This is a genomic window from Neptuniibacter sp. QD29_5 (assembly GCF_047778125.1).
GTDB lineage: Bacteria > Pseudomonadota > Gammaproteobacteria > Pseudomonadales > Balneatricaceae > Neptuniibacter.
Window position 1 is genome coordinate 2,430,360 of sequence record NZ_CP180556.1, and the last position, 23,687, is coordinate 2,454,046.

Here is a 23,687-nt window from a genome sequence, read left to right on the forward strand (position 1 = left end):
TTTTGATCCGAATAAGGCATCTGCCATGCTCTATGTACTTCCTGAAACAACAGGCGATATTATCGTCCTGCAAGCGAATGACACTCTGACAGCCAGCGATTACACCGAAACATTCCTACCGCTGTTTGAGCATGTAAAGAACACGCATCCTGAAGTTCGTCTGCTGATTACTTTTGCTCCAGATTTTTCAGGCTTTGAAGCCGGTGCATTATGGGAAGATCTTAAATTCGGCACACACCACGCAAACGATTTTTACCGTATCGCGATCGTCGGTGATCCTAAATGGACCGAGTGGATGACCAAAGTAGGCGATCTACTTACTCAAGGTGAAATGCGTCATTATCGAATGACTCAGCTCCTCGAAGCGCTTCGTTGGATTAACGATGAAGATGAAGACGATGAGGAAGAAGAAACGCTATATCCATTCGGCGGATAAGAACACAGTATAAACAATTAGGGCCATCTTATGATGGCCCTATTTATATCAAAATCAGTTATATCTACAATCAGCCATATCCAAGTTAGTGCACCGTCAGCATCCCGCTAGAAACCATTTGCGAATACAGAGCATCGCGCAGCTCTTGCGGCATATCTACAAAGTCCAGATTCCCGTACAGAAACACCTCTTCTAAATCTATTTCGATCACTTGGGTATCAGGCGCAACCTCAGCTTGAGGTGTAGCATCGTCTAATCCAGAGGCTTTTATAATTTTATATATAGTTTTGCCGTCTTTCTTTTCCATCTTGGCCTCACTTACTACATAGAACTACCCACACAGTATACGGCTGCATAGCAAAAGCCAAACGCTATAAAGCAAAAGACCGGGCAATACCCGGTCTTTTTAGTTACAAAATAAAGAGCCTGACTTATTTTGTTTCTAACGATGAAGCTACTTGAGCTTCAAAGTATTCGCGAGTCAACTTGAATACAACTGGGCTCAATAGCGCCAGAGCAATCAAGTTTGGAATAGCCATCATCGCGTTTAGTGTATCCGCTAGTAGCCATACGAAGTCCAAGCTGATCAACGTACCTACCGGTACAGCCAGAATCCATAGAATACGGAAAGGCATAATCACTTTCACACCAAATAGGTATTCAGCACAACGCTCGCCATAAACACTCCAACCTAGAATTGTAGTGAAAGCAAAGATCGCTAGAGAGATAGCAACAATGTAGTTACCTACACCTGGAAGCGCATCTGCGAAAGCGGCAGATGTTAGGGCTGCACCTGATACACCGTCAGTCCATACACCAGAAGTGATGATAACCAAGCCAGTGATAGAACAGATGATGATTGTATCCAGGAATGTACCTAGCATTGCGATTAGACCCTGACGAACTGGATCCTTAGTTTGAGATGCTGCGTGAGCAATCGGAGCAGAACCAAGACCTGCTTCGTTAGAGAATACACCACGCGCCACACCGAACTGGATCGCAGCCCAAACAGCAGCACCAGCGAAACCACCTTCAGCAGCGTGTTCAGTAAATGCATAAGTAAAGATAAGATCTAGAGCAGCAGGAATCGCATCAACATTAATTGTTAGAACAACTAAGCCTGCTACAAGGTAGCTGATTGCCATCAAAGGTACCAAAGCACCCGCAACCGCACCGATACGCTTAATACCACCCAGCAATACAGCTGCAGTAAGTACCATCAGGATTACACCAGTCACCCATGCTGGCATCTGGAAGTTTGCTTCTAGAACATCAGCTACAGAGTTAGACTGTACAGTGTTACCAATACCGAAGCCTGCGATCGTACCGAAGACCGCGAAAGTTGTACCCATCCACGCCCATTTTTTACCTAGGCCATTTTTGATGTAATACATTGGACCACCAACGTGGTTGCCATTCTCATCAACCTCACGGTATTTAACCGCCAATACAGCCTCAGAGAACTTAGTCGCCATACCAACTAGCGCAGTACACCACATCCAGAACAGAGCACCTGGACCACCTAGGAATACAGCCGTAGCAACACCGGCAATATTACCGGTACCTACCGTTGCAGACATTGCTGTCATCAAGGCTTGGAAAGGTGAGATTTCACCAGAACCTTTTTCGGATTCAGCCGTATTTCGGCCGCTCCACATTAATTTGAAACCAGTGCCCAATTTCAGAATTGGCATTAGTCTCAAACCTAGCTGTAGGAATAATCCTACACCTAAAATTAGTACCAGCATCATTGGACCCCAAACGATGCCGTTAACCGCACTTATAAATCCGGTCAATGCTTCCATCATGATTCCTCTATATTGTTTTTTTCTACGAGGGAAATAACTGCTCTGTTATTTTCTATTTTCAGTTCGCTAATTCCTAAAGGCGTTAGCGATTTCTTAAACACAGCAACCTGCTCTTATTCTTTTCGCAGCGAGACGGGGCTTAGTGTGCTCGCCTGGCTCTTTGATACAGAGGAGATGTATACACACCTGGCCAAAGATCAAACAACCTTATCCTGCCAAGGGTAAGTAGCCCAGCAGCCCCCGCCTCCATGCTACGAATAGAACTGCGCACTACGATATTAGAAAGAAGCCAGAAAATGGCTTTGAATTAAAAAAATATTCAGTGATAAAAACTGCTTAATTCAATATTTGCAGTGGAATAAACCAAAAAAGAGGCAAGAAGGGCTGTCAGGGCCGTATACCCATAGAAAACGGCATAAAAAAAGGTGCAAATCAGATCACTGATATTGCACCTTCTTTAAGAGGTTACGAAAAACTTAAGTTAACGATTAACATTAAACTTAATTGGCAGCTCCAGTGTTTCTCTTACCTCTTCCATCACGATATAACTCTTAGAGTTCTTAACTCCTGGAAGAGTCAAAAGCATATCACCCAATAAAGCACGGTATTCAGACATGTCATTAATACGCGCCTTTAGAAGGTAGTCTGCATCACCCGAAACTAGGTGGCACTCCAATATATAAGGCAGCTGTTCAACCGCCTTATTAAACGTCTGGAATGCATCTGGTGTTTGATAAGAGAGAGATATCTCTACAAATACCAACATATTGTATTCAAGCAACTGTGGGTTTAAGCGGGCATAGTATCCTTCTATATACCCCTCTTTTTCCAATCGCTTCACACGCTCTATGCAGGGCGTCGAACTTAAGCCGACTTTCTCTGCAAGATCAACGTAACTAATTCGCCCATCGTTTTGCAAAGTACGCAAAATGCTTACATCTAAGCGATCTAGCGTACGTTTCTTACTATTTGTCATGCATTGATATCCACTATGAAAGTAAAATATGCAGGTTATTATTCTGTATTATAGCCAAACTTTAGCGCCTTACACTGGCAAAAACCAAATAAACTAGTGTTTTCTCATTAACATAAAAAATACGAAAATGAGGTCACATTATGCAGGTACTGGTTTTAGGTGCAGGAGTGGTTGGCGTAACGAGCGCTTGGTATTTAGCCAAGGCTGGCCATAAGGTAACTATAATCGATCGACAGGTCGATGTCGCGTTAGAAACAAGCTACGCCAACGCTGGCCAGATCTCTCCTGGTTACTCTGCTCCTTGGGCCGGACCCGGTATTCCCCTAAAAGCTGTTAAGTGGCTAATGCAAGATTTAGCGCCATTTATGATCAGCGGACGCGACGTTGATACGCAAACTCTCGCGTGGATGACCAAAATGTTATCTAACTGCACAGAAAGCGCTTACCACACTAATAAAGCCCGCATGGTTCGCCTTGCTGAATACAGCCGTGATTGCTTTATCGATCTGCGCAATGAATTAAATATAGACTACGACCAGCGCACTAAAGGTACCTTGCAAGTGTTTAGAACAGATAAACAGATGCAAGATGCCCAGAAAGATATCTCTGTTCTAGAAGAGAGCGGCGTAGATTTCCAAAGCTTAGATCGCGATGGCTGTATCGAGTATGAACCTGCCCTCGCGAATGTTAAGGAAAAAATCGTAGGTGGCCTTCGCTTACCAGGTGATGAAACAGGCGATTGCTTCAAGTTCACCAATGCCTTGGCTGATGAGTGTAAAAAGATGGGTGTCGAATTCATTATGAAAACCGACATTCTGAATATAAACACTGAAGGCGATCAGGTCGTAAGCGTTTCCACTTCGCGCGGCACCATGACAGCCGATTCTTATCTTGTTGCACTAGGTAGCTATTCTACCCCTGTACTTTCTAAGATCGGTCTAAAAGTACCTGTTTACCCAATTAAAGGCTACTCACTAACACTGCCGATTATTGATGAAAGCAAAGCGCCAACATCTACAGTGATGGATGAGACTTATAAAGTTGCGGTGACACGTTTTGATGATCGTATTCGTGTTGGCGGCACTGCCGAGATCGCGTCCTATAACAAAGAGCTGGAAGAGAAGCGTAAAGCTAATGTTGAGTTCGTTGTTAACGATCTCTTCCCTGGTGGCGGTTGCACAGAGAATGCTGAGTTCTGGACGGGGTTACGTCCAATGACACCGGACGGCACACCAATTTTAGGTGAGACTCAATTTGAGAACCTATTCCTTAATACGGGTCACGGCACACTAGGCTGGACCATGTCGCTAGGCTCGGGCAAATACGTGTCTGACATCATTAGCAACACCGCTCCAGATATTGACAAAGAAGGCCTATCGCTCGCGCGCTACGCCTAAATACTTATCACCCTATAACAACTATTTTCGGAGAACCGGATGCTCCCACTGTCCGGTATCTCCTTTTTTATTACAGGAATAAAATTATGCAGAAAGTTACAGTTTCCACAGACAAAGCACCTGCTGCGATTGGCACTTATTCACAAGCAGTAAAAGCAGGCAACACTGTTTATATCTCTGGCCAGATCCCGTTGAACCCAGCAACAATGGAGATGGTAACTGATTCATTTGAAAGCCAAGCGGTTCAAGTTTTCGAAAACCTTAAAGCTGTTGCAGAGGCTGCTGGCGGTAACTTAAACGACTTCGTAAAGATCACTGTTTTGCTTTCCGACCTAGAATATTTCGCGCAAGTTAATGAAATCATGGCGAAATACTTTGAAGCCCCTTATCCTGCTCGCGCAGCTTATGCAGTAAAAGCGTTACCAAAAGACGCTGACATAGAAATTGAAGCTGTTATGGTTGTATAAAACCAACCAAACGAAACCATCTGAACCAACAGTCCGGAGTGAGTATGGCTAGAGCAGCCACAGCAACCATTAACTTAGACGCTATTCGACATAACTATCGCTTAGCTAAATCTGCAGCCCCCGATCAAGGAGCGTTAGCCATTATCAAGGCTGATGCCTACGGTCACGGCGCAGTTAAAGTTGCACAGGCCCTAGAAGATGAAGCCGATGGTTTTGGTGTTGCGTGTATTGAAGAAGCAGTAGAGCTTCGCGAAGCGGGCATCAACAAACCAATCCTTCTATTAGAAGGCTTCTTCTCAGCCGATGAACTGAACTATATCTCTGATAAAGAGCTATGGTGCGCTATTCATAGCGTGGAACAGATCGATATTCTGGCTAAAGCTGATATAGAGAAACCTATTAGCGCTTGGCTAAAAATGGATAGTGGTATGCACCGCCTAGGCGTGAAGCCAGAAGATTATGCTGCCGCTTTTGAAAAGCTGTCTCAGCTAGAACAGGTCAAAGAAGTAGTTCTGATGAGCCACTTCTCATCCGCTGACGAGCCTGAGCTTTCTGCCACCAATGAACAGATCCAACGCTTTGATGCAGTAGCCGCAACTCTCGATGCAGCGGTTAGCTTAGCCAACTCAGCAGGGACACTCGCGCATGAAGATGCCCGCAGAGATTGGCAGCGTCCCGGCATTATGCTCTACGGCGCAACGCCATTTGCTGAGTCACAACCACTTGCCGATCAACTGCACCCAGCGATGACCCTGAGCTCTGAAGTGATCGCTGTGCGTGAACTTGAGGTGGGTGAACCTGTTGGCTATAGCCAAACCTGGAGATGCAGCCGCCCGAGCAAGATCGGCACAGTTGCAATCGGTTATGCCGATGGTTATCCGCGTCATGCTAAAAGTGGCACACCTGTTTTGGTCGATGGCCATAAAACACAGATCATTGGTCGCGTTTCCATGGATATGCTGGCAGTAGATCTGACAGATATCCCGACGGCTAATGTTGGCAGCCATGTGGAACTGTGGGGGGAAAACCTTCCTGCAACTGAGATTGCCAAGTGCAGCGACACTATCCCTTACACCCTATTTACCGGCATTACCCGCCGCGTACATAAGAAATATATTTGAGAACACAATGAGTATTGAACGTATTGAATCTACTGATCGCATGAGCCGTATTGTTAAGCACAACGGCACCGTTTACCTATGCGGTCAAACTGCTGGCGAAGCACAGTGGGACATTGCAGAACAAACACAACGCTGCCTAGATAAGGTTGACGATCTACTAGCTAAAGCTGGCAGCAGCCGTAATCAGATCCTTTCTGTAACCGTTTATATCCGCGATATGAAAGACTTCGCGGCAATGAACGCTGTGTGGGATGCATGGGTTGCTGACGTAGAAAAACCAGCACGTGCATGTGTTGAAGCGCGTATGGCTCGCCCAGAAATTCTAGTTGAGCTATCTGTTACAGCGGCTTACTAATAAGCAATAAAAAAGGGGATCAAATGATCCCCAATATTCGCCAGAAAACTCTACTCCAGCTACTACTTTTTTATTTTACGATCTACTTAACTGTCATCTATAAACCGCCTTGGGTTAACTTGGCTGGATCGAGTAATTTCTGTAACTCTTCTACTGAAAGATCTGTGTTTTCTGCCGCAACTTCAACGACAGGTCGTCCCTCTTTATAAGCCTGCTTCGCAATCTCTGCCGCCTTCATATAGCCAATAATAGGATTCAGAGCTGTTACCAAAATTGGATTACGGGACAGCGCATTATTGAGCTGATCTTCATTCACCTTGAAGCTGGCAATTGCTTTATCCGCTAGTAGACGGCTTACGTTGCTTAGCAGCTTGATGCTGTTGAGTAAGTTGCTCGCCACTAAAGGCAACATTACGTTCAATTCAAAATTGCCCGACTGGCCTGCTACGGTAATGGCAGCATCATTACCAATCACCTGAGCTGACACCATTGCTGCTGCTTCTGGAATAACGGGATTCACTTTACCCGGCATGATGGAAGAACCTGGCTGAAGCGCTTCCAATTCGATTTCCCCAAGGCCAGCTAGAGGGCCAGAGTTCATCCAACGCAGGTCATTGGCGATTTTCATCACAGAGACAGCCGTCGCTTTCAGTTGACCAGACAGTGCAACCGCGACATCTTGTGAAGCAAGATGCGCAAAGAAATCATCTGCCGGCGTAAATTCCAAACTGGTAAGTTGGCTTAGCTCTGCATTAAAGTTTTTAGCAAACTCAGGATGGGCATTAATGCCTGTACCTACGGCAGTGCCGCCTTGTGCAAGGCTCTGCAAAGTTGGCTGAATCTGTTTTAGGTGATGGATATTTTGCTTAATTTGAGTCGCCCAGCCGTTAAGTGGTTGACTCATCCGAACCGGCATCGCATCCATCAGGTGAGTACGCCCCGTCTTTACAAAACCATCAACGGCTGCAGCTTTATCCTCAATCGCTTTCTGTAGATATTCCAACGCCGGTAACAGCTGCTCAGATAGCTCAACTGCAGCACTGATATGAATACTGGATGGGATAATGTCGTTACTACTTTGACCACAGTTGATGTGATCGTTTGCACCTACATTGTCGCCATAAATATCAGACGCAATTGCAGCCAATACTTCGTTAGCATTCATATTGGAGCTTGTACCAGAACCTGTCTGGAACACATCTACCGGAAAGTGACGCATCAGCTCATCTTCATTTAGCAATTGCTCAACCGCTTGAGCAATCGCACTACCCATCTTCTCTGGAATTTGATCTAGCGTGACATTCGCTTTCGCTGCCGCAGCTTTCGCTTGTAACAAAGCGCGAATAAATGCCTCTGGCATCGGCTGACCACTCACAGGAAAATTATTCACAGCACGCTGCGTTTGGGCTGCATACAAAGCATCAACAGGTACTTCTAGCTCCCCCATACTGTCTTTAGCTATACGTGTCTTACTCATCTTATTTATCCTTATTTTCCTGACTGTGGTTAACGGCTTAGACCTGAGAGTACGTAATGACAGGTCATGTTCAGCTCATACTTAAGCTTGCATAGGTAAGCCTGCCCATCTTGATTATTTGCAAACAGCCGCGCCAATTGGCCAAGAGGCTTATTGATGTTATCTAGGCAGCAACAACGTCAATGACTAGGTATTAGTTCATCCGCTACCGTATCTAACAATAGACGGAACTGACGTTCATAGTGCTGCTTCAGCGATTCCACACTCTTCTGCCGGCATGTATCTATATCCAAGTAATGACTAATCAAACTTGGATTGTCCGGTTCTTTTGCAAAACGTATCTGCTTCTGGACATGTTGCAGATATTCGTTAATTGTCGAATCAAACGGAGCTGTTTGCGACATAAAAACAAACAAACATAAATGATAATTACTATCACCATACATTAGATTTATTTCTCTTCAAGACAGACGCCGCAATAAATTAAAGAAAATGAGATTGAAAATGATTCTCAATAATATATTATGTTATGACATAATATTTAAGAGATAGGCAAAAATGAAAAAAGGTATTCACCCTGATTACGACTACGTTATCTTCCGCGACACTAGCTGTGGTAAGGATTTTCGAATTCGCTCAACTGTTAAATCTTCTCAGACTGTTGTTTGAGAAGATGGCAATACTTACCCGCTTGTCACACTAGATATCTCTAGTGCATCGCACCCTGTTTATACCGGTGAGAAACGTCAGGCGAAATCTGAAGGCCGTATTGCACAGTTCAATAAACGTTTCGGTAAACACGCTCGTTAAGTGAATGGGGTGTTCTCATGCAAGTATTAAGCTCTTTAAAAACAGCTAAAAACCGTCACCCTGACTGTCAGGTGGTAAAGCGTCGCGGCAAGCTTTACGTGATCTGTAAATCAAACCCGCGCTTCAAAGCCCGCCAAGGCAGCGCTAAAAAGAAACGCTAACCTCGAGTTAGCGTTTCTTGTGTATATAGATCAAGCTAACTATCTTTTAAGGAACCTCTTAAAAAATAGATAGTTAAATGATCGTTCGCTGTGCGCTTGTATTAACGGCCCTGCTTTTATCTTGCCATCTCACATAAGTAATGCACAAAGCAACTGTGCTACCATCCTGCATCAACAAAGATCTTTTCGTTTTAAGTTTACTGTAATTGATAAACAGTCGATCCATTCATCACAACTGCTTTATAGGCTTGGGTTCCACATTCAAAAAACATCGAGTTGCCCAACGTTTTAGATATACAGCCAGCTGGCAAAGTATTTAAAATTCCTGCAGGTTGCACAACTACGTAACTGACTTGGCCTGGTACTTGCTGATACAGAACACCGTTACAGTTTTGGTAAGCTATACCTGATATAACCTGCGTATAACAACCACCTGGCAAAACTGTAACCTGCTTTGCATCTCTTGCATCATCACGACGATCCATTCTGCGTGCTGTTCTTCGAGCAGCCTGACGAGCGTCATCATTATCCTCCCAATCAGCCCGAGCAGATCCACCTAGATTCACCCCATCAACCTTAGCATCTACCACAGGTAACGCCGCGGTAAGCACAGTAGCTGTCAGAGCAATTACAAGATAACTTTTGATGTTCATGACCTTTCTCCAACTCAGTAAATGATTAAGTTGGAAAAATGATAAGCCGAGCAATTAAATTGCGATATACCGGAAAGTGCATACTAGAGTCAGCAAAGCTGGCTGCATCTTGATAACTATGGAAAACTATTGATCTTCAAGTAAGCCAGCTACCAGAAGTAAACGCATCAACTGAGCAACACTTCTCACGCCCAATTTATGCATTACTCTGGAACGATGGATCTCAACTGTACCCTGAGCAATTCCAAGATCGATGGCAATCACTTTATTAGCACAACCTTGGGCGACAAAGTGCATTATCTCTGTTTCTCTTGTGGTCAACGAATCTAAGCGCTGCTGGACTAAGGACTTCTCAGCAAGCTCTTCTCTAGATTGTTGATCACTTAAAATTGCCTGTTCAATTTTCTCTAGCAACTTCGCTTCACGGAAAGGCTTTTCAAGAAAATCCAAAGCACCTTTTTGAATGCACTCAACCGCCATTTCAACATCACCATGACCAGTAATGAAGATTATCGGGATTAAAGCCTTTCTCTTAATCAATTCATCTTGTAGAGCTAATCCGCTCATACCCGGCATTCGAATATCTAAGATTAAACAACCCGGTTGTTCAGCATCAAAAGCTTCTAGAAAACTAGTGGCATCGATAAAGTCCCGCACCTCATAGCCATCAGATTCAGCCATCATGCGAATCATATCCCTAAGCGTGGAATCATCATCGACTACAAAAACAGTACCTTTCTGATTTTCTGTCATGGCGCTTACTCAACGTCCTTTTCTTCAACAATGGGTAGACGGATAATAAATTCCGCCCCTTTTGGTAGATGGTTCGTGGCAGTTAACTTGCCTTTCGCCGCTTCGATTAAGTTTCTACAAATCACTAATCCCAATCCCAAACCGTTTTCCTTAGTGGTTCTAAAAGGCTCAAACAGATGCGCTTGTATTTCTTTGTCAAAGCCTGGGCCATTATCTATTACAGATAGGCAGGTATATTCATCCTCCTTGTACAAGGTCAGCTCAACTTTAGAATCAGTTTGATGTTCTAACACTTCTACAGCGTTGTTAATTAGGTTTACCAACACCTGTTGTATCTGTGTACGACTCATTCTTATCCAAGCGGTTTGTGTCTCATTAAATTCGACCTTCACACCCGCCTGCAACACTCGATGGGACATAATATCCATACTCTGCTGAATCACTTCGGTGAAATTAATGACCTCTTCTTTGACAGGCTCACGACGGATGAATGACCGCGTCCGCTGAATAATTTTGGCAGATCGTTCTGCCTCATCGCCAATTTTAGTAAGGCACTCAAGTAATTTTGGATCAGCACTGCCCTGTTTACTTAATCGCAATGCAATATCTGAGTACCCCATAATACCAGCTAGTGGCTGATTAAGTTCGTGAGCTAACCCTGTGGCCAGCTGCCCCATAGTTCCCACTCGCTCTAAATGCACAATTTGGTTTTCAGCTTCCTGACGTTGATTAATCTCATGAAGCTTAGCTTTATGCTCTTCTTCAATTCGCTGAATTAGCTGATTAAAAGAATTGGCAAGTTCATCGAGTTCATCAGGCTTTTCATTTTGAGTCCGGTCTAGATGCAAAATAGGTTGATCAGCCTCCTCTTTCTGCTGCTTCATAAAGTTGATCATCCTCAAAAGGTGTTGACCGACAAGACTACGAAAAAGGATAAACATAAAGAAAACAACAAATGCTGTTTTAAAACCATTTTTGATAAGAATAATATAGAGCTGACCTAGCATATGACTGAAGATTGCGTCGATACTAACGACTAGCTCTATCGTCCCAAGCTGTTTCTCTTCACGCAGGATATTTATGGGGTAGGTTCTTGAGTTTATAGATTCATTGGCAACATACTCCAAGCGTTCCCCATCAGCCAAATGCAGTTTATTAGCATCAACAAATTCTAACTGATTGATCCCTTGAAGCAGCTTATGCAGCTGCGCCCTATCTTCTTTCCATATTGATTCTGCAATCGCTGGAGACATGGTTGTTTCAATAAATTGCGGCACTTGATCTAACTTACGAGTCAATTGACGAAATTCAAAACCAAACTGAATAACCGTGAGAATTAATGTCACCAAGGAGCTAAACAGTACCACTCGTAGGACAAGCTTTCGGCCCAACTTATATTGAAAAAATCCCATTTCTGAATTCTTTACCACGACTTTAACTCTACTTGTGCAAATCCCATATGGGTATATGCATATTTTCGGTTTAGACCCTATTTCCTACTATAAAAATAACTATTAAACCTAGGATCAGTCTTGTGAAAATAGCATTGTCTACCCAGCAGATAGCCCATGTCTATCCCAGCAAACCCGTACACACCGAGAACAGGCGCATTGGTATTCCAGAAAACAGAGAGAATACGAAATTCAAGGAAGTTTTACTGAAAGCTCATCAAATAACACAAGGAAAAGAGCTTGTGGAGATATATCGGCATGTCACCGAACGGGCATCGGCACTGCATAAGGGTGAGACAAAACCAAGCGAGTTAGAGATTTACCAGTATGATGGCAGGCGCGAACTAAATATCAAACATCATTCAGCCGCGCATAGTTTACATATTACAGTCTAATGAAGAGTTGGCGGCTCTTTAGGCTCATCTGGAACGATGATATGGCCACTGCTATCAAGCACTAATACACCATGTTCCACACCTAGCTCCAACATCTGCTGCAGCATCATTTGAGTAAGGTGAGCACTAATGATCAAACCTGCAGGTGGATCACCTTCGAATAGATCTTCATCAATTAGGTCCTCTGGCCTAAGTCCTAATAAAAGTGGGTTCTCAGCAACCAGTGGCGCTATCTCTTCAGGAGCAAAAACAGAGTAATCAGATGAGATATCTAGCGCTTGCTGATAAGCATCTTTATTACGGGAGTTTTCCTGCAACGCATCTAAGAATGCGGATTCCGCAGCCGAAAAAATGCCGGAGAGTTTACTCGCACCACCTAAAGCGATATTCCGAGTAGCCACCTCAGAAGTACTGTAATCAACATCGATTGAGTATTGGGAGTCTTGATTCAACTCTTCCTCATCAACCAAGACATTGCCCTCTTCATCAATATCAAGCCACTCTCTTTCGACAGCAACAGCTAACAATCCCTCTAACGCTGCCGCTAAAATATTGCAGCAAATAATAACTCCGACAGATGGATTTTCACTTTCTTGGCGGTTCATGATCAGATCACCTGCTCGTGCAGCAAGTAAAGTCGGATCTTGTTCAATAATCTCAGCGAGCCTATCCGCTTCAATAAATAGAACCTCATGACACAAACGTTCTGCTGTTAGATAAGGTTCTGAACAACCATTTGCCTGCATTCGTGCCACATATTCTGCACGCACATCTTCCAGCAAGGCTGTCAGTAATCCACTCATAAGGCACCTAATTTATAAATTAATTTGCAAGATTAGCATTTAACACTAAGGTTACTATGACAATGGTCGATTGTTACTAAGGAAGCAACAAAAAAACTTAAGGAAATCAAAAAATGCGCGCATGGAAACAGGGCTCTGACAAACCGATCGAAGAGGAAGAAGGCAGTATCTATATTTTGTCGGACAATTAGAGCCAAGAAAGCAGCCTGTCATATAGGGTAGTTATCGACAGGCTTTCTTCTAGTGAAGCGTCATACCTATAGGTGAAACACCTTTCTTAAGCTCATCAAAACGCTCACGCAGATCAACCAGTTTAGTTAAACCATAATCCTCTGGTGACTTTGGCAGTTCGAACCAATCCAATGCCCAGACGCGCGTCATTAGCTCATACTCACCAATCAATGCATCTAGATAGATCATAACGGCTTCAACCCGTGGATCCATATCCAGCACTTTTGGCGCATCTTCCAGATAGATCTCTAAATGTAGACGTTTTTCTACGATCACTATGCGGAACCAAAAATCCGATAGTTCACAGAATTCATCGCCAATATTGATCGTAAGCGGCACAGGGTCATAGCGATTATTAAACGCTTTAAACTCAATGCCTGTTAGGTCTGGAGCAGCACCAATTAGACTCAACACTGACTGAATGGACTCAGGAAAGCCATCGCAACCGAATACCATTTCGATCGCCCCATCCTGATCTTCATCACTTTGAAAATGGAACGTAAGGTTACGATCAATTTTTTGCAACTGCTCACGATACTGGGTTAAAAGCGGCTCAGCATCAAAACGGTCATCACTACGACTGGATAGCAGCTGCTCAATTGTATCCTGCAGCTGTTCCCAGAACGAGCTTATCTGTTTTCGATCTAAAATCATTAGCGAGGGTGCTTATTACTTCGTGAGGTAAATCTTAAGTACGTGGTACGACCACACCTGTTTGACCTTGATATTTACCATCACGGTCTTTGTAGGATGTTTCGCAGACTTCATCACCCTGCAGGAATAGCATCTGAGCGACACCTTCATTAGCATAAATTTTTGCAGGTAATGGCGTAGTATTCGAAAACTCTAGGGTAACGTGCCCTTCCCACTCAGGCTCTAAAGGTGTGACATTAACAATGATGCCACAACGCGCATAAGTACTTTTGCCTAGGCAAATAGTTAATACATCACGCGGGATTTTGAAATACTCAACAGTACGCGCTAGGGCGAAAGAATTTGGTGGAATAATACAAACATCCGATTGGATATCGACAAAGCTACCTTCATCAAAATCTTTGGGATCTACGATAGATGAATTGATGTTAGTGAAAACCTTAAATTCATTTGCACAACGAACATCATAACCATAACTGGAAGTACCATAAGATACGATGCGTGAGCCATCCACTTCGCGAACCTGACCAGGCTCAAAAGGTGAAATCATATCTTTCTCTTCCGCCATACGACGAATCCAGCTATCTGCTTTAATGCCCATTTTGGCTTTCCATCTGAGTGATAATTTCGAGCCGGCAATTGTACCTTTTTTACGCATAAGGGACAAAAAAAACGGCCTCAATTGAGACCGTTTTTGATTGAAGGGGGATTCAATTCATTTCTGTACATTCTTTCGGTAACTTCAGTTGAGAAGATTAGCGGTCTTCTCATATTGCTCAGCTAACCAAAATTCAGCTGCTGTTTGCCCTTCATCACGCAGTGTATTCGCCTGACGGCGAAGTTCTGCGGCCATCTCACGCCGAGTTAAAGCGGAAGGCTTGGGCTTCATCATTTTTATATTTGCGGTTGCTCTATAATCCATCGTTCATCCCTTTACTTATTTTTATAGTGTTCATTATTTATACAGCTTGAATTTTTAATTGTAGACCTCTTTTCTAATTACACCCAAATAAACGATCAAAATTTGATCAGTGTCAATTTATGTGAAATAGAGAAAAGAAACGACACTCAGTAAGCGAAAAATAAGAAAAGACAGAAACAAATAAAGCCCTTAAAAGGGCTTTATGAAAGAATCGCAATTAGCAAGCTATCAACTAATCATCTTCAACGATAATAGATGGAACACGGATATCATTATCCGCGTTATGCTTCGCAAGTCGCGCAGCAAGCGTACGTGCTACCGTACGATAAATCTGCGCATGCTCACTTTCAGGGTCAGCAGCCACAGTTGGCGCACCTGAATCAGCTTGTTTACGAATCGTGAGTGCTAGCGGTAGCTTCCCTAATAATTCTGTTTCGTACAGTTCAGCAATCTCAGCACCACCACCATCACCAAAAATAGCTTCTGCGTGACCGCATTGGCTACAAATATGAGTACTCATATTTTCTACAATACCCAATACGTTGATATCAACCTTACGGAACATCTCGATACCTTTTTTGGCATCAAGCAGAGCGATATCCTGTGGTGTTGTAACAATCACTGCACCAGAAACAGGTACCTTTTGAGACAGCGTTAATTGAATATCACCGGTACCCGGTGGCATATCAATAAATAGATAATCAAGATCCTGCCAACGTGTCTGTGTTAGTAATTGCTGTAATGCACCAGCAGCCATCGGGCCACGCCACACCATAGCGGTATTATCTTCAATCAGATAACTCATTGACATAGATTGAAGGCCATGAGCTTCTACAGGGTTAAATGTTTTTTCATCATAAGGCTGAGGACGTACACCTTCTGCAACACCTAGCATCATGCCCTGACTAGGGCCGTAGATATCAGCATCCAAAACCCCGACTTTAGCTCCCTCTGCCGCCATAGCAAGCGCCAAGTTCACTGTAGTTGTTGATTTACCAACACCACCTTTACCCGAAGCAACCGCAATAACATTTTTAACGCCTTCCATAACTGGAATGCTGTTTTGGCTTGGGCTGGCCGCTATATTGTGGCCCACTGTAACATCACACTTATCTAAGCCATCAATCTCTAATAATTTTACTTGCAGATCCGCTTGTAATTTCGAAGCGACACCTTTGGATGGGTAGCTTAATACTAACTCAACGCCAGCTGTTGATCCTTCTGCTTTAATTGCCTTTACAAAACCAGCAGATACCAGATCTGTTGCTGCAACCTCATCCTGATACTGACCTAATATTTGGTTAATTTGCGCTTCAATATTTGACACTTTTATACCGCCTAAAAATTTCTTACTTAACTCGGAACAAGCCTATTATGACGCTTATCAAAAATAACCGAGTAATTTAGTGGGAATAATGCATTTTAATACTTTTGCTGTCCAGACTTTTCCCTATAACGCCCCCCTTATTTAGCAGTAAGAAAGGAGACACTTTCCATGAATACCAATAAACAATATCGATAATATTTACTTTAGTCTGCACATTGCTCCGCCAATGTTTTCGCACTACAAAAATCTGTTTTACCGCTACCAAGCACTGGTACTTCGGGTACTGCATAAATTTCTGAAGGCAGCGTTAATGGAGGCATTCCACCTTCTATTAGCTGATTTCTCATTTCAGAAGAATCATGGTCACCTTCAACCAACAAGATAACCTTTTCACCTTTTTTGTTATCGGCTAAGTTCACTGCCACCAGTGGTAACTCAGGTGCATTCAACAACTCTCTAACTTGCCCTTCAACAGAAGTTAAGCTCACCATTTCTCCGCCAATTTTGGCAAAACGACTATAACGGTCAACAATAGTCAGGAAGCCATCTTCATCAACATGACCTTTATCGCCACTAAGGTACCAACGTAGACCATCCATCTCGACAACAGCAGCTTCAGTCTTCTCACGGTTATTAAGATAACCTTGCATAATCTGAGTACCACCGATCAGGATCAAGCCATCTTCACCTGTTGGTAGTTCTTCAAGTGTATCAGGATCAACAATACGGAACGTTGATCCAGGTAGTGCCATACCGACTGTTCCCGGTTTATTACCAACCTGAACAGACCACCAATCCGTATCTAATGAATCTGGCAGATTAGTACTAGCAACCGGCGTAGTCTCTGTTGAGCCATAGCCTTCAACGACTGGTACATGGAACTTACTTTCAAATAGATCACGTACTTTAGGATCTAGTTTCTCAGCGCCTGCAACCACAGTACGAAGTGATTGGAACATCAATGGGTGAACACGTTTATTACGCGCGTAAAGTCGCATAAATGTCGACGTTGCGCACATAAGCGTGGCTTTGTAGCGCGCTACTCCTTTTCCGATTTTCACAGCATCGGTTGGGTCTGGGTGACAAACTACCGGCATATCTTCGATCAATGGCATAAAACAAGTCACAGTTAAGCCGAATGCATGAAATAACGGCAAGGTTGCCATAATGCAGTCATCATCTCGCACATTAAGAACATCAGCTGTCTGTCGTAGGTTAGCCATAATATTACGATGGCTAAGCATAACCCCTTTAGGTGCTCCTTCACTTCCAGAGGAGAACAAAATCGCCGCCGTATCTTCAAGCTCAGAAGGTTTACATAATAGTGTTTGCAAAATGAAGGTCGGTGTAAGACTAACCAAACCTAATGTGAATATAGCCTCCAGTTTGCTTATTTCAGCTTTAATATCTTCCATGTAAAGCACACGACGGCCTTCAAAAAGACTCTCAATATCGATACCGCGAGCATTTAATTTTTTAACAAACTTCTTCGCCGTAACAATCGTTTGTACCTCAGCTTGCTCCAGAGAAGATTGAACAGCAGGCATAGGCGCTGTGAAGTTAAGATTTACAACAGTTTTACCTGCCATCAATGAAGCAATATTCGCAATAGCACCGGCACTTGATGTTGGTACCAACAAACCAATATTTTCACCTTCAGTTCGGGCTATACGCTTTTTAAACAAAGCACAGGCGGTTAATAACTTGGTTTGACTAACCGGACCACCATCAACATCGGCGATGGCGTAACCTGAACGCGACGACTTCATACTGCGAACAAAGGCTTGTGGGATTGTCTCCAACGTTTGTGTGTATTGATCCCATGTATGGATCGATAGCTCAAAAACCTTTTTCTTCACTTCTGCTGCGGTACTGATGATAGGCATCTGAGCACCAAACGCTACAGTGACATCACGCTTTCCAGATTCGTTACGAATCTCTTTCATTTTGTCGGTCGAGCGAGAGAAACGACTACCCCACAAACCCCGCATATAGAAAGGAACAATCACACCTTGGGCATCGACACAGGCTCTTTCAAAACCACGCTTAAACTCACCTAACTGGCCTAAGTGACTAATAGCGCCTTCAGGGAAAAGACAAACCACTTCGCCTGCACTGATAAGTTCCCCCACCTGCTCCAATGCCTGACGACTCTTACCCTTTGAGATAGGAATAACTTTATAGATATCCAAGAACCAACGTAGATACCAACGCTCATAGATGCTTCGTTCCATTACAAAATGGATATGGCGTGGACAAGCCATCTGAATGATCGCCCAATCCAACCAACTAATGTGATTACCCAGCAAAAGTGTTCCTTTACCGGACTCAGGTAAGTTCTCAAAACCTAAGACCTGAAGTTTGTACTTACGACGAAACAACATCATCACCAGTAAACGGATAAATGCCTGTGGCAAAGTAACAATCGCAAACACTGCACCTACAACACCAATCACAGCCAGAAGGAATAGAAGCCACACCCCATCAACACTGTTCCAGGCGAAGACTACTGTCATCGCTAGGAAACCAAGCATCATAAGGTTTTGAATAAAGTTACTACCTGCTAATACACGTCCACTTTCTGATTCACTGGCATGAAACTGAATCAAAGCATTCAATGGCACACACATTAACGCGCCAAACAAGCCAATTGCGAAGAACACCGCGGATTGCATCCACATAGAGCTAAGTTGTGGCAGTAAGATTAAACCTACCGCTACACCGGTAGCGCCCACAGGGATCAAACCGACATTGATGTAATGTTTAGAAAAGCGCCCAACCAAAATTGAACCTAACAATATGCCTACACCTGCAAGAGCCATAGTGCCTTGAATCACAAATGTATTACTCTGCTGTAGGTGCTCTTCTGCAAATGCTGGAAATACAGCCAACATAACTTGGCTAATAGACCAAAACAGGGACAAACCAATAATTGCTAGCCAGATTGGGCGTTTACCTTGTAACAACTGAATGTTGTTTTTAAGCGTCTTACCTTTTAGATAAGCCGATTTATCAAACTTTGCAGTCTGATCAGTTTCACGTAACTGCGGTAATTGATATGCAAGATATAACTCAACCAAAGCACCAGCGACTAAAATCCACCCCAACGGCGCATTTAGAATCAGGCTTTGCTCTGGTGTTATTTCAGTCAGACCTTCTAAGCGCATTTCAAATAGCAATGAAAACACCACAATTCCGCTAAGGATTGCGATCATGGTGACAGACTGAATCCAAGCATTACCTTCACTTAGATTATTTGTCCCCACCATCTCTTTGATATAGCCATACTTAGCCGGTGAGTAGAATGCACTTTGCAAAGCAAGAATGAAGGTAAGCGCAAACGCAGGAATAAATAACCCCATGTAATAACAAGCAGTTATTAACAAGGTTATGCCAACTGCACCCCATGCAGATAAGCGCATGACATTGTTCTTAGGATATTTATCGGCAAGAAAACCAGAGGGGGTAAACAACATAATAAATGGTAATAGGATTAAGCCATTCACAACTGCGGTCAGTAAAATTTGTAGGTCGCCTTCATAGGCTTTGAACAGGGTATTTTGGATAACAATTTTATGCCCTAAGTCTACAAATGCATTGATAAATGCCACGCAAACAAAGGCAATAAATCCATTTATTTTAAGTAAGTCTTTCATGTTGCTCTCCAACCCAATTCCGCATGCTTTTTAGCAGAATACAGAGAAGTAGTCTGCTCTATCTTTTAAGAACGGCTGTTCACCACAAACCGAGATACTAGAAATATATAAGATCCGATTCTTAACATTTGGAACTACAATAGAAGTAGCGATATTTAATACTTCTGGTGAAAATAACCGATAATCCCTAACAGTCTCTAATAAAAAACATTATTTTTATGACATAACACTGCCTACCAAAGTACCGCCATAAAATAATTGTATTGTCCCTACTTTTAAAGGCAGAATAGATCCATACTGATGTTTTGAACGGTAAATAAAAATGATAACTTCGTTCAGTAAATCTCTAACAATCATATACTTAGTCTTATGCTCATTTCAGGCTTCTGCAATGAACGTAACCTTCATCAATCCTGGTAAACAGGGAGAAAGGTTTTGGGATATGGTTACGGAGACGATGCAAGCGGCAGCCCATGATTTTAATATTAATCTTGAAGTCATATACGCTGAACGCAACCGCGTACATATGGCTACTTTAGGTATTAAAGCCACTCAGCGAGAAATCCCCCCTGATTATCTGATTCTGGTTAATGAAGAACAGGCCGCTGAAAAAATTTTACTAGCGGCTGCAGAAAAAAATATAAAAACACTTATGCTACTAAGTGACTTTTTACCAAAGCAAAGAAATCGCGTAGGTTTTCCCGGCGGTAAGTACCCAAATCTTCTAGGCGCCATCACCCCCGATTACTTTACTGCGGGAAAACGCATGATGACTGCGCTATTACACTGCGCCAAACAAAAACAGCATCAGAAACCCTATCATGTTCTGGCAATTGGCGGCGATCAGCTCACACCAGCCTCAATTGGCCGTAACGAAGGAGCCCTCTCTGTCATTAAACAGCACAACGAGTTAAAACTAGATCGTTTTCTGTATGCCAATTGGAACCAGAAAGATGCTGAGCGACTGACACTGAAATATCTGCATTGGGCACAACAAAATCAGATAACCCCCTCTGTAATCTGGGCTGCAAATGATCCTATCGCTTTTGGCGCAAAGGCAGCATTAGAGGCGCATAATTTAAAAGCTGGAGAAGATGTATGCTTAGTCGGACTTAACTGGTCCTCAGAAGGTCTTAAGCTAGTGAAAAACGGGGAAATGCTATTAACCGACGGAGGGCATTTCCTTGGTGGCGCCTGGGCTATGGTATTACTACACGATTACCATCAACAGCAACTCAAAGGGGTTTATACGCCTATAGGTGATATCCGCTTTCAGATGCAAGGCATTGATAAAACCAACATCGATCTATACTTATCTCATCTAGGTAATGAGCAATGGAATAAAATTGATTTCACCCAATTTTCTATTTCCAATGAAGATAAATCTAGCAACTATGACTTTTCCTTAGAAAAAGTATTCAGTTCTATCACACAATAAAAATAAGGTCGTACATGCTATCTCACTTACGATCACTGCAAGCTAAATTACTTCTGGTATTAATACCTGGAGCATTGATCGCTTTATTAATTTCCTTTGGCTTTTCTGCATACCAAACCTCACAGCAGCTTGAGCAGCAGCTACAGGAAAAAAAAGACAGTCTTCAGAGCTTACCCGCCAGTTTGGCTATACCCCTATGGAACTTTAATACGAAAATTTTACAAAATATTGTTGGTTCAATGATGCTCGACCCGGATTTGCTGAAAGTCGAAGTTCGGGATGAAAGTAATAACATTGTATATGAACAACAATCTGATGAATTGGGGCATGTGGATATCGCCTTCACCCTAGAAGCTCCAATTATCTATAGCAATGCCCATATCACCCAACAAGCTGGCACGATGATAATTATGGTTGGTAATACCCGTTTACAAGCCAATCAACAACGTGCTTTAAACGAAACCCTAATCACCCTATTAGTCATGGTTATAACGCTGCTAACCACCGTATGGCTTATTTATTATAAATTATTGGGTGGACCTATACAGGCCATACTGCAGGCTATAAAAAGTAGCAAAGGCGATGCTTTTTTTGCGAAAGTGCAACACACATCTAATGATGAGTTAGGCGAAATTGCCAGTGCATTTAACGATATGCAAAATAACATTGAAGAACATCACCTTCGCCTAAAAAAAAGTGAATCACGCCTAAGAACGCTGTACCACTCGACACCATCGCTAATTTTCAGTTTTGATCAGCAAGGCATGATCAAAGATGCCAGTGATTATTTCCTGCAAAATCTAGGTTATGATCGAAGGGAAATTGTCGGCCATATGTTAAGCCACTTTCTCTATGATCAAAAAGATACAAACCAAATAAAAGACTGTATTCAAACTCTGTGGCTGAAGGGGAACTTAGCCGAATACCCTATTAATATCAAAACCAAGTCAGGGCAGAAAATGGAAGTCCTGATGGATGCAACCCTTTCCGCCAGTGACTCCTATCCAGGAGCATTAGCCGTCATTACTGATGTCACCAGCCTTAATCAGGCAAGGAGTGAACTGGAATATCAGGCCAATACCGACGCCCTTTCAGGCATAGCAAATCGCAATCAATTCCAAAAGCACCTGCAATCACTATTTGAAAACAGGCAAGAATGTCAAAGTCCTTTTGCTCTATTTTTTATAGACTTGGATCATTTCAAAGCAGTCAACGACACCTTCGGTCACCACGTCGGTGACAAACTAATATGCGCAGCAACCAAACGCATTAGCTCTCAGTTACGTAATGATGACCACATCGCTCGATTAGGTGGAGATGAGTTTGCAGTAATACTTCAAAACCTCCAGTCTCCAGAAAAAGCTGAAGAAATAGCCAGTCGGATAGTCAGTAAACTAGAAGAAAGCTTTCATTTAGCGGCAAGTGATATCTATATTTCTGCGTCAGTGGGTATTTCCATGTTCCCTTCCGATGCCGACAATCCAACCACGTTAGTACAAAATGCAGATATCGCCATGTACCGAGCAAAAGAGGGGGGGCGTTGCCGTTATGCCTTTTACACACAGGAGCATAATCAACATATTCAACAACGGGCTAAGATAGAAGCGCTATTACGTAGAGCGATTGATGATCAATTACTGGAGCTGCATTACCAGCCTATCTTCAACCTTAAAAATGCCCAACTCACCGGCGCAGAAGCTTTATTAAGACTTCGCAACGGTACAGAACTTATCTCTCCAAGCGAGTTTATTCCCATTGCCGAAGAAACCGGCTTAATCGTGCCTATTGGAGAGTGGTGCATACAACAAGCCTGCCAACAACAGGCCCTCTGGCGTGAAAAGTTAAAGCCGAATTTTTACTTATCTGTAAATGTATCCATACAGCAGTTTCAGTCCAGCCAATTTATCCACTGTATTAAAACTGCAATCGAAGAACATCAAATACCTCCAGCAAATCTCTTAATCGAGATTACAGAAAGCCTGTTACTGCTTGATAATCAGGCAAACCAACGCATATTCAAAGAACTTGGTTCACTTGGCTGTAAGATTGCCATAGATGACTTTGGTACCGGCTTTTCTGCTTTAAGCTATCTGATGAAATTCCCACTAGATATACTAAAAATAGATCGCTCTTTTATCAGTAACTGCACTGATAAAGGGGCTTACCACGGCCTAGTCGAAGCGATTATTCAAATGAGTAAAAGTATGCGGCTAGAGGTCATTGCCGAAGGTATTGAAACCCAAGAGCAATTAACAGCTCTTCGTAGAATTGAAAGAAAAGTGTACGCTCAGGGATACTACTTTTCTAAACCCCTTAACGTAAAAGAATTTGAGGATAAATGGGCCTCCCTTCAACAAGAAGCCCATGAGAAAATTGTGGTTTCACCTAAACGTTAA

At 43.0% G+C, this 23,687-nt stretch carries 23 protein-coding genes and 1 pseudogene; 10 read left to right on the forward strand and 14 right to left on the reverse strand.

Annotated elements, in window-relative coordinates; all coding sequences use genetic code 11:
- Positions 1-25 precede the first annotated feature (25 nt).
- Positions 26-436, forward strand: coding sequence for an STAS/SEC14 domain-containing protein (locus tag ACMXYR_RS11515; RefSeq protein WP_415901699.1), 411 nt, complete (start codon positions 26-28; stop codon positions 434-436).
- 85 nt (positions 437-521) lie between these two features.
- On the opposite strand, the gene ACMXYR_RS11520 is transcribed toward ACMXYR_RS11515, so the two are convergent.
- The 3 genes from ACMXYR_RS11520 to ACMXYR_RS11530 all read right to left on the reverse strand — a co-directional run bounded on the left by ACMXYR_RS11520 (position 522) and on the right by ACMXYR_RS11530 (position 3,220).
- The gene (locus ACMXYR_RS11520) at positions 522-743 is read right to left on the reverse strand and encodes a hypothetical protein (protein ID WP_415901700.1); all 222 of its coding nucleotides are present in this window, start codon (positions 741-743) and stop codon (positions 522-524) included.
- Positions 744-867: 124 nt separating this feature from the next.
- Positions 868-2,241, reverse strand: a complete 1,374-nt coding sequence (locus ACMXYR_RS11525) for an alanine/glycine:cation symporter family protein (protein WP_415903645.1) — start codon at positions 2,239-2,241, stop codon at positions 868-870.
- Between the two features lie 484 nt (positions 2,242-2,725).
- The gene (locus ACMXYR_RS11530) at positions 2,726-3,220 is read right to left on the reverse strand and encodes an Lrp/AsnC ligand binding domain-containing protein (RefSeq protein WP_415883856.1); all 495 of its coding nucleotides are present in this window, start codon (positions 3,218-3,220) and stop codon (positions 2,726-2,728) included.
- Positions 3,221-3,360: 140 nt separating this feature from the next.
- On the opposite strand from ACMXYR_RS11530, the gene ACMXYR_RS11535 reads away from it, so the two are divergent.
- The 4 genes from ACMXYR_RS11535 (at position 3,361) to ACMXYR_RS11550 (ending at position 6,560) form a co-directional block, all read left to right on the forward strand.
- Positions 3,361-4,617 (forward strand): D-amino acid dehydrogenase, encoded by a 1,257-nt coding sequence (locus ACMXYR_RS11535; protein WP_415883855.1) that lies wholly within the window; start codon positions 3,361-3,363, stop codon positions 4,615-4,617.
- 86 nt (positions 4,618-4,703) lie between these two features.
- Positions 4,704-5,084 (forward strand): Rid family detoxifying hydrolase, encoded by a 381-nt coding sequence (locus ACMXYR_RS11540; RefSeq protein ID WP_415901701.1) that lies wholly within the window; start codon positions 4,704-4,706, stop codon positions 5,082-5,084.
- A gap of 44 nt (positions 5,085-5,128) precedes the next feature.
- Entirely contained in the window at positions 5,129-6,205 is a 1,077-nt protein-coding gene (alr, locus tag ACMXYR_RS11545) for an alanine racemase (protein ID WP_415901702.1), read from the forward strand.
- 7 nt (positions 6,206-6,212) lie between these two features.
- Positions 6,213-6,560: a RidA family protein gene (locus tag ACMXYR_RS11550; protein ID WP_415883852.1), complete on the forward strand. Its 348-nt coding sequence runs from the start codon at positions 6,213-6,215 to the stop codon at positions 6,558-6,560.
- 97 nt (positions 6,561-6,657) lie between these two features.
- On the opposite strand, the gene ACMXYR_RS11555 is transcribed toward ACMXYR_RS11550, so the two are convergent.
- Positions 6,658-8,037 carry a class II fumarate hydratase gene (locus tag ACMXYR_RS11555; RefSeq protein WP_415901703.1) on the reverse strand — a complete coding sequence of 460 codons (1,380 nt, stop codon included), beginning with the start codon at positions 8,035-8,037 and terminating at the stop codon, positions 6,658-6,660.
- Between the two features lie 179 nt (positions 8,038-8,216).
- Complete coding sequence (locus ACMXYR_RS11560) at positions 8,217-8,441, reverse strand: hypothetical protein (protein ID WP_415901704.1); 225 nt, start codon at positions 8,439-8,441, stop codon at positions 8,217-8,219.
- A 154-nt stretch (positions 8,442-8,595) separates the two neighbouring features.
- Here ACMXYR_RS11560 and ACMXYR_RS11565 point away from each other — a divergent pair.
- Both ACMXYR_RS11565 and ykgO read left to right on the forward strand, forming a co-directional pair.
- A pseudogene (locus ACMXYR_RS11565) lies at positions 8,596-8,847 on the forward strand (type B 50S ribosomal protein L31).
- Positions 8,848-8,864: 17 nt separating this feature from the next.
- Positions 8,865-9,008 carry a type B 50S ribosomal protein L36 gene (gene ykgO / locus ACMXYR_RS11570; RefSeq protein ID WP_415885360.1) on the forward strand — a complete coding sequence of 48 codons (144 nt, stop codon included), beginning with the start codon at positions 8,865-8,867 and terminating at the stop codon, positions 9,006-9,008.
- Positions 9,009-9,205: 197 nt separating this feature from the next.
- On the opposite strand, the gene ACMXYR_RS11575 is transcribed toward ykgO, so the two are convergent.
- The 3 genes from ACMXYR_RS11575 to ACMXYR_RS11585 form a co-directional block, all read right to left on the reverse strand.
- Complete coding sequence (locus ACMXYR_RS11575; protein WP_415901705.1) at positions 9,206-9,661, reverse strand: DUF6515 family protein; 456 nt, start codon at positions 9,659-9,661, stop codon at positions 9,206-9,208.
- Positions 9,662-9,787: 126 nt separating this feature from the next.
- Positions 9,788-10,414, reverse strand: a complete 627-nt coding sequence (locus ACMXYR_RS11580; RefSeq protein ID WP_415901706.1) for a response regulator transcription factor — start codon at positions 10,412-10,414, stop codon at positions 9,788-9,790.
- 5 nt (positions 10,415-10,419) lie between these two features.
- Positions 10,420-11,826, reverse strand: a complete 1,407-nt coding sequence (locus ACMXYR_RS11585; RefSeq protein ID WP_415901707.1) for an ATP-binding protein — start codon at positions 11,824-11,826, stop codon at positions 10,420-10,422.
- A 122-nt stretch (positions 11,827-11,948) separates the two neighbouring features.
- On the opposite strand from ACMXYR_RS11585, the gene ACMXYR_RS11590 reads away from it, so the two are divergent.
- A complete protein-coding gene (locus tag ACMXYR_RS11590) occupies positions 11,949-12,260 on the forward strand; it encodes a hypothetical protein (protein ID WP_415901708.1) in 312 nt (103 codons plus the stop codon).
- Here ACMXYR_RS11590 and ACMXYR_RS11595 read toward each other — a convergent pair.
- The 6 genes from ACMXYR_RS11595 to ACMXYR_RS11620 all read right to left on the reverse strand — a co-directional run bounded on the left by ACMXYR_RS11595 (position 12,257) and on the right by ACMXYR_RS11620 (position 19,853).
- Positions 12,257-13,063 (reverse strand): hypothetical protein, encoded by an 807-nt coding sequence (locus ACMXYR_RS11595; RefSeq protein ID WP_415885365.1) that lies wholly within the window; start codon positions 13,061-13,063, stop codon positions 12,257-12,259. The two genes, ACMXYR_RS11590 and ACMXYR_RS11595, sit on opposite strands and share 4 nt — an antisense overlap.
- Positions 13,064-13,303: 240 nt before the next feature.
- On the reverse strand, positions 13,304-13,948 hold the full coding sequence (locus ACMXYR_RS11600; RefSeq protein ID WP_415885366.1) for a hypothetical protein: 645 nt from the start codon (positions 13,946-13,948) through the stop codon (positions 13,304-13,306).
- A gap of 34 nt (positions 13,949-13,982) precedes the next feature.
- Positions 13,983-14,549, reverse strand: a complete 567-nt coding sequence (dcd, locus tag ACMXYR_RS11605) for a dCTP deaminase (RefSeq protein WP_415885367.1) — start codon at positions 14,547-14,549, stop codon at positions 13,983-13,985.
- A 141-nt stretch (positions 14,550-14,690) separates the two neighbouring features.
- Positions 14,691-14,870, reverse strand: a complete 180-nt coding sequence (locus tag ACMXYR_RS11610) for a hypothetical protein (protein ID WP_415881890.1) — start codon at positions 14,868-14,870, stop codon at positions 14,691-14,693.
- A gap of 232 nt (positions 14,871-15,102) precedes the next feature.
- Positions 15,103-16,197 carry an iron-sulfur cluster carrier protein ApbC gene (gene apbC, locus ACMXYR_RS11615; RefSeq protein ID WP_415901709.1) on the reverse strand — a complete coding sequence of 365 codons (1,095 nt, stop codon included), beginning with the start codon at positions 16,195-16,197 and terminating at the stop codon, positions 15,103-15,105.
- 203 nt (positions 16,198-16,400) lie between these two features.
- Complete coding sequence (locus ACMXYR_RS11620; protein WP_415901710.1) at positions 16,401-19,853, reverse strand: acyl-[ACP]--phospholipid O-acyltransferase; 3,453 nt, start codon at positions 19,851-19,853, stop codon at positions 16,401-16,403.
- Positions 19,854-20,244: 391 nt separating this feature from the next.
- On the opposite strand from ACMXYR_RS11620, the gene ACMXYR_RS11625 reads away from it, so the two are divergent.
- Both ACMXYR_RS11625 and ACMXYR_RS11630 read left to right on the forward strand, forming a co-directional pair.
- The gene (locus tag ACMXYR_RS11625; RefSeq protein ID WP_415901711.1) at positions 20,245-21,291 is read left to right on the forward strand and encodes an ABC transporter substrate-binding protein; all 1,047 of its coding nucleotides are present in this window, start codon (positions 20,245-20,247) and stop codon (positions 21,289-21,291) included.
- Between the two features lie 14 nt (positions 21,292-21,305).
- The gene (locus tag ACMXYR_RS11630; RefSeq protein ID WP_415901712.1) at positions 21,306-23,687 is read left to right on the forward strand and encodes an EAL domain-containing protein; all 2,382 of its coding nucleotides are present in this window, start codon (positions 21,306-21,308) and stop codon (positions 23,685-23,687) included.

What these genes read in the sequence shown, in the direction of transcription:
- alr (WP_415901702.1), top strand. Translation starts at nt 5,129, where the DNA reads ATGGCTAGAGCAGCCACAGCAACCATTAACTTAGACGCTATTCGACAT.
- ACMXYR_RS11550 (WP_415883852.1), top strand. Translation starts at nt 6,213, where the DNA reads ATGAGTATTGAACGTATTGAATCTACTGATCGCATGAGCCGTATTGTT.
- ACMXYR_RS11600 (WP_415885366.1), bottom strand. Translation starts at nt 13,948, where the DNA reads ATGATTTTAGATCGAAAACAGATAAGCTCGTTCTGGGAACAGCTGCAG.
- ACMXYR_RS11515 (WP_415901699.1), top strand. Translation starts at nt 26, where the DNA reads ATGCTCTATGTACTTCCTGAAACAACAGGCGATATTATCGTCCTGCAA.
- ACMXYR_RS11575 (WP_415901705.1), bottom strand. Translation starts at nt 9,661, where the DNA reads ATGAACATCAAAAGTTATCTTGTAATTGCTCTGACAGCTACTGTGCTT.
- ACMXYR_RS11620 (WP_415901710.1), bottom strand. Translation starts at nt 19,853, where the DNA reads ATGAAAGACTTACTTAAAATAAATGGATTTATTGCCTTTGTTTGCGTG.
- ACMXYR_RS11630 (WP_415901712.1), top strand. Translation starts at nt 21,306, where the DNA reads ATGCTATCTCACTTACGATCACTGCAAGCTAAATTACTTCTGGTATTA.
- ACMXYR_RS11610 (WP_415881890.1), bottom strand. Translation starts at nt 14,870, where the DNA reads ATGGATTATAGAGCAACCGCAAATATAAAAATGATGAAGCCCAAGCCT.
- ACMXYR_RS11525 (WP_415903645.1), bottom strand. Translation starts at nt 2,241, where the DNA reads ATGGAAGCATTGACCGGATTTATAAGTGCGGTTAACGGCATCGTTTGG.
- ACMXYR_RS11560 (WP_415901704.1), bottom strand. Translation starts at nt 8,441, where the DNA reads ATGTCGCAAACAGCTCCGTTTGATTCGACAATTAACGAATATCTGCAA.
- ACMXYR_RS11585 (WP_415901707.1), bottom strand. Translation starts at nt 11,826, where the DNA reads ATGGGATTTTTTCAATATAAGTTGGGCCGAAAGCTTGTCCTACGAGTG.
- ACMXYR_RS11580 (WP_415901706.1), bottom strand. Translation starts at nt 10,414, where the DNA reads ATGACAGAAAATCAGAAAGGTACTGTTTTTGTAGTCGATGATGATTCC.
- ACMXYR_RS11535 (WP_415883855.1), top strand. Translation starts at nt 3,361, where the DNA reads ATGCAGGTACTGGTTTTAGGTGCAGGAGTGGTTGGCGTAACGAGCGCT.
- ACMXYR_RS11595 (WP_415885365.1), bottom strand. Translation starts at nt 13,063, where the DNA reads ATGAGTGGATTACTGACAGCCTTGCTGGAAGATGTGCGTGCAGAATAT.
- dcd (WP_415885367.1), bottom strand. Translation starts at nt 14,549, where the DNA reads ATGGGCATTAAAGCAGATAGCTGGATTCGTCGTATGGCGGAAGAGAAA.
- ACMXYR_RS11540 (WP_415901701.1), top strand. Translation starts at nt 4,704, where the DNA reads ATGCAGAAAGTTACAGTTTCCACAGACAAAGCACCTGCTGCGATTGGC.
- ykgO (WP_415885360.1), top strand. Translation starts at nt 8,865, where the DNA reads ATGCAAGTATTAAGCTCTTTAAAAACAGCTAAAAACCGTCACCCTGAC.
- ACMXYR_RS11520 (WP_415901700.1), bottom strand. Translation starts at nt 743, where the DNA reads ATGGAAAAGAAAGACGGCAAAACTATATATAAAATTATAAAAGCCTCT.
- ACMXYR_RS11555 (WP_415901703.1), bottom strand. Translation starts at nt 8,037, where the DNA reads ATGAGTAAGACACGTATAGCTAAAGACAGTATGGGGGAGCTAGAAGTA.
- ACMXYR_RS11530 (WP_415883856.1), bottom strand. Translation starts at nt 3,220, where the DNA reads ATGACAAATAGTAAGAAACGTACGCTAGATCGCTTAGATGTAAGCATT.
- ACMXYR_RS11625 (WP_415901711.1), top strand. Translation starts at nt 20,245, where the DNA reads ATGAACGTAACCTTCATCAATCCTGGTAAACAGGGAGAAAGGTTTTGG.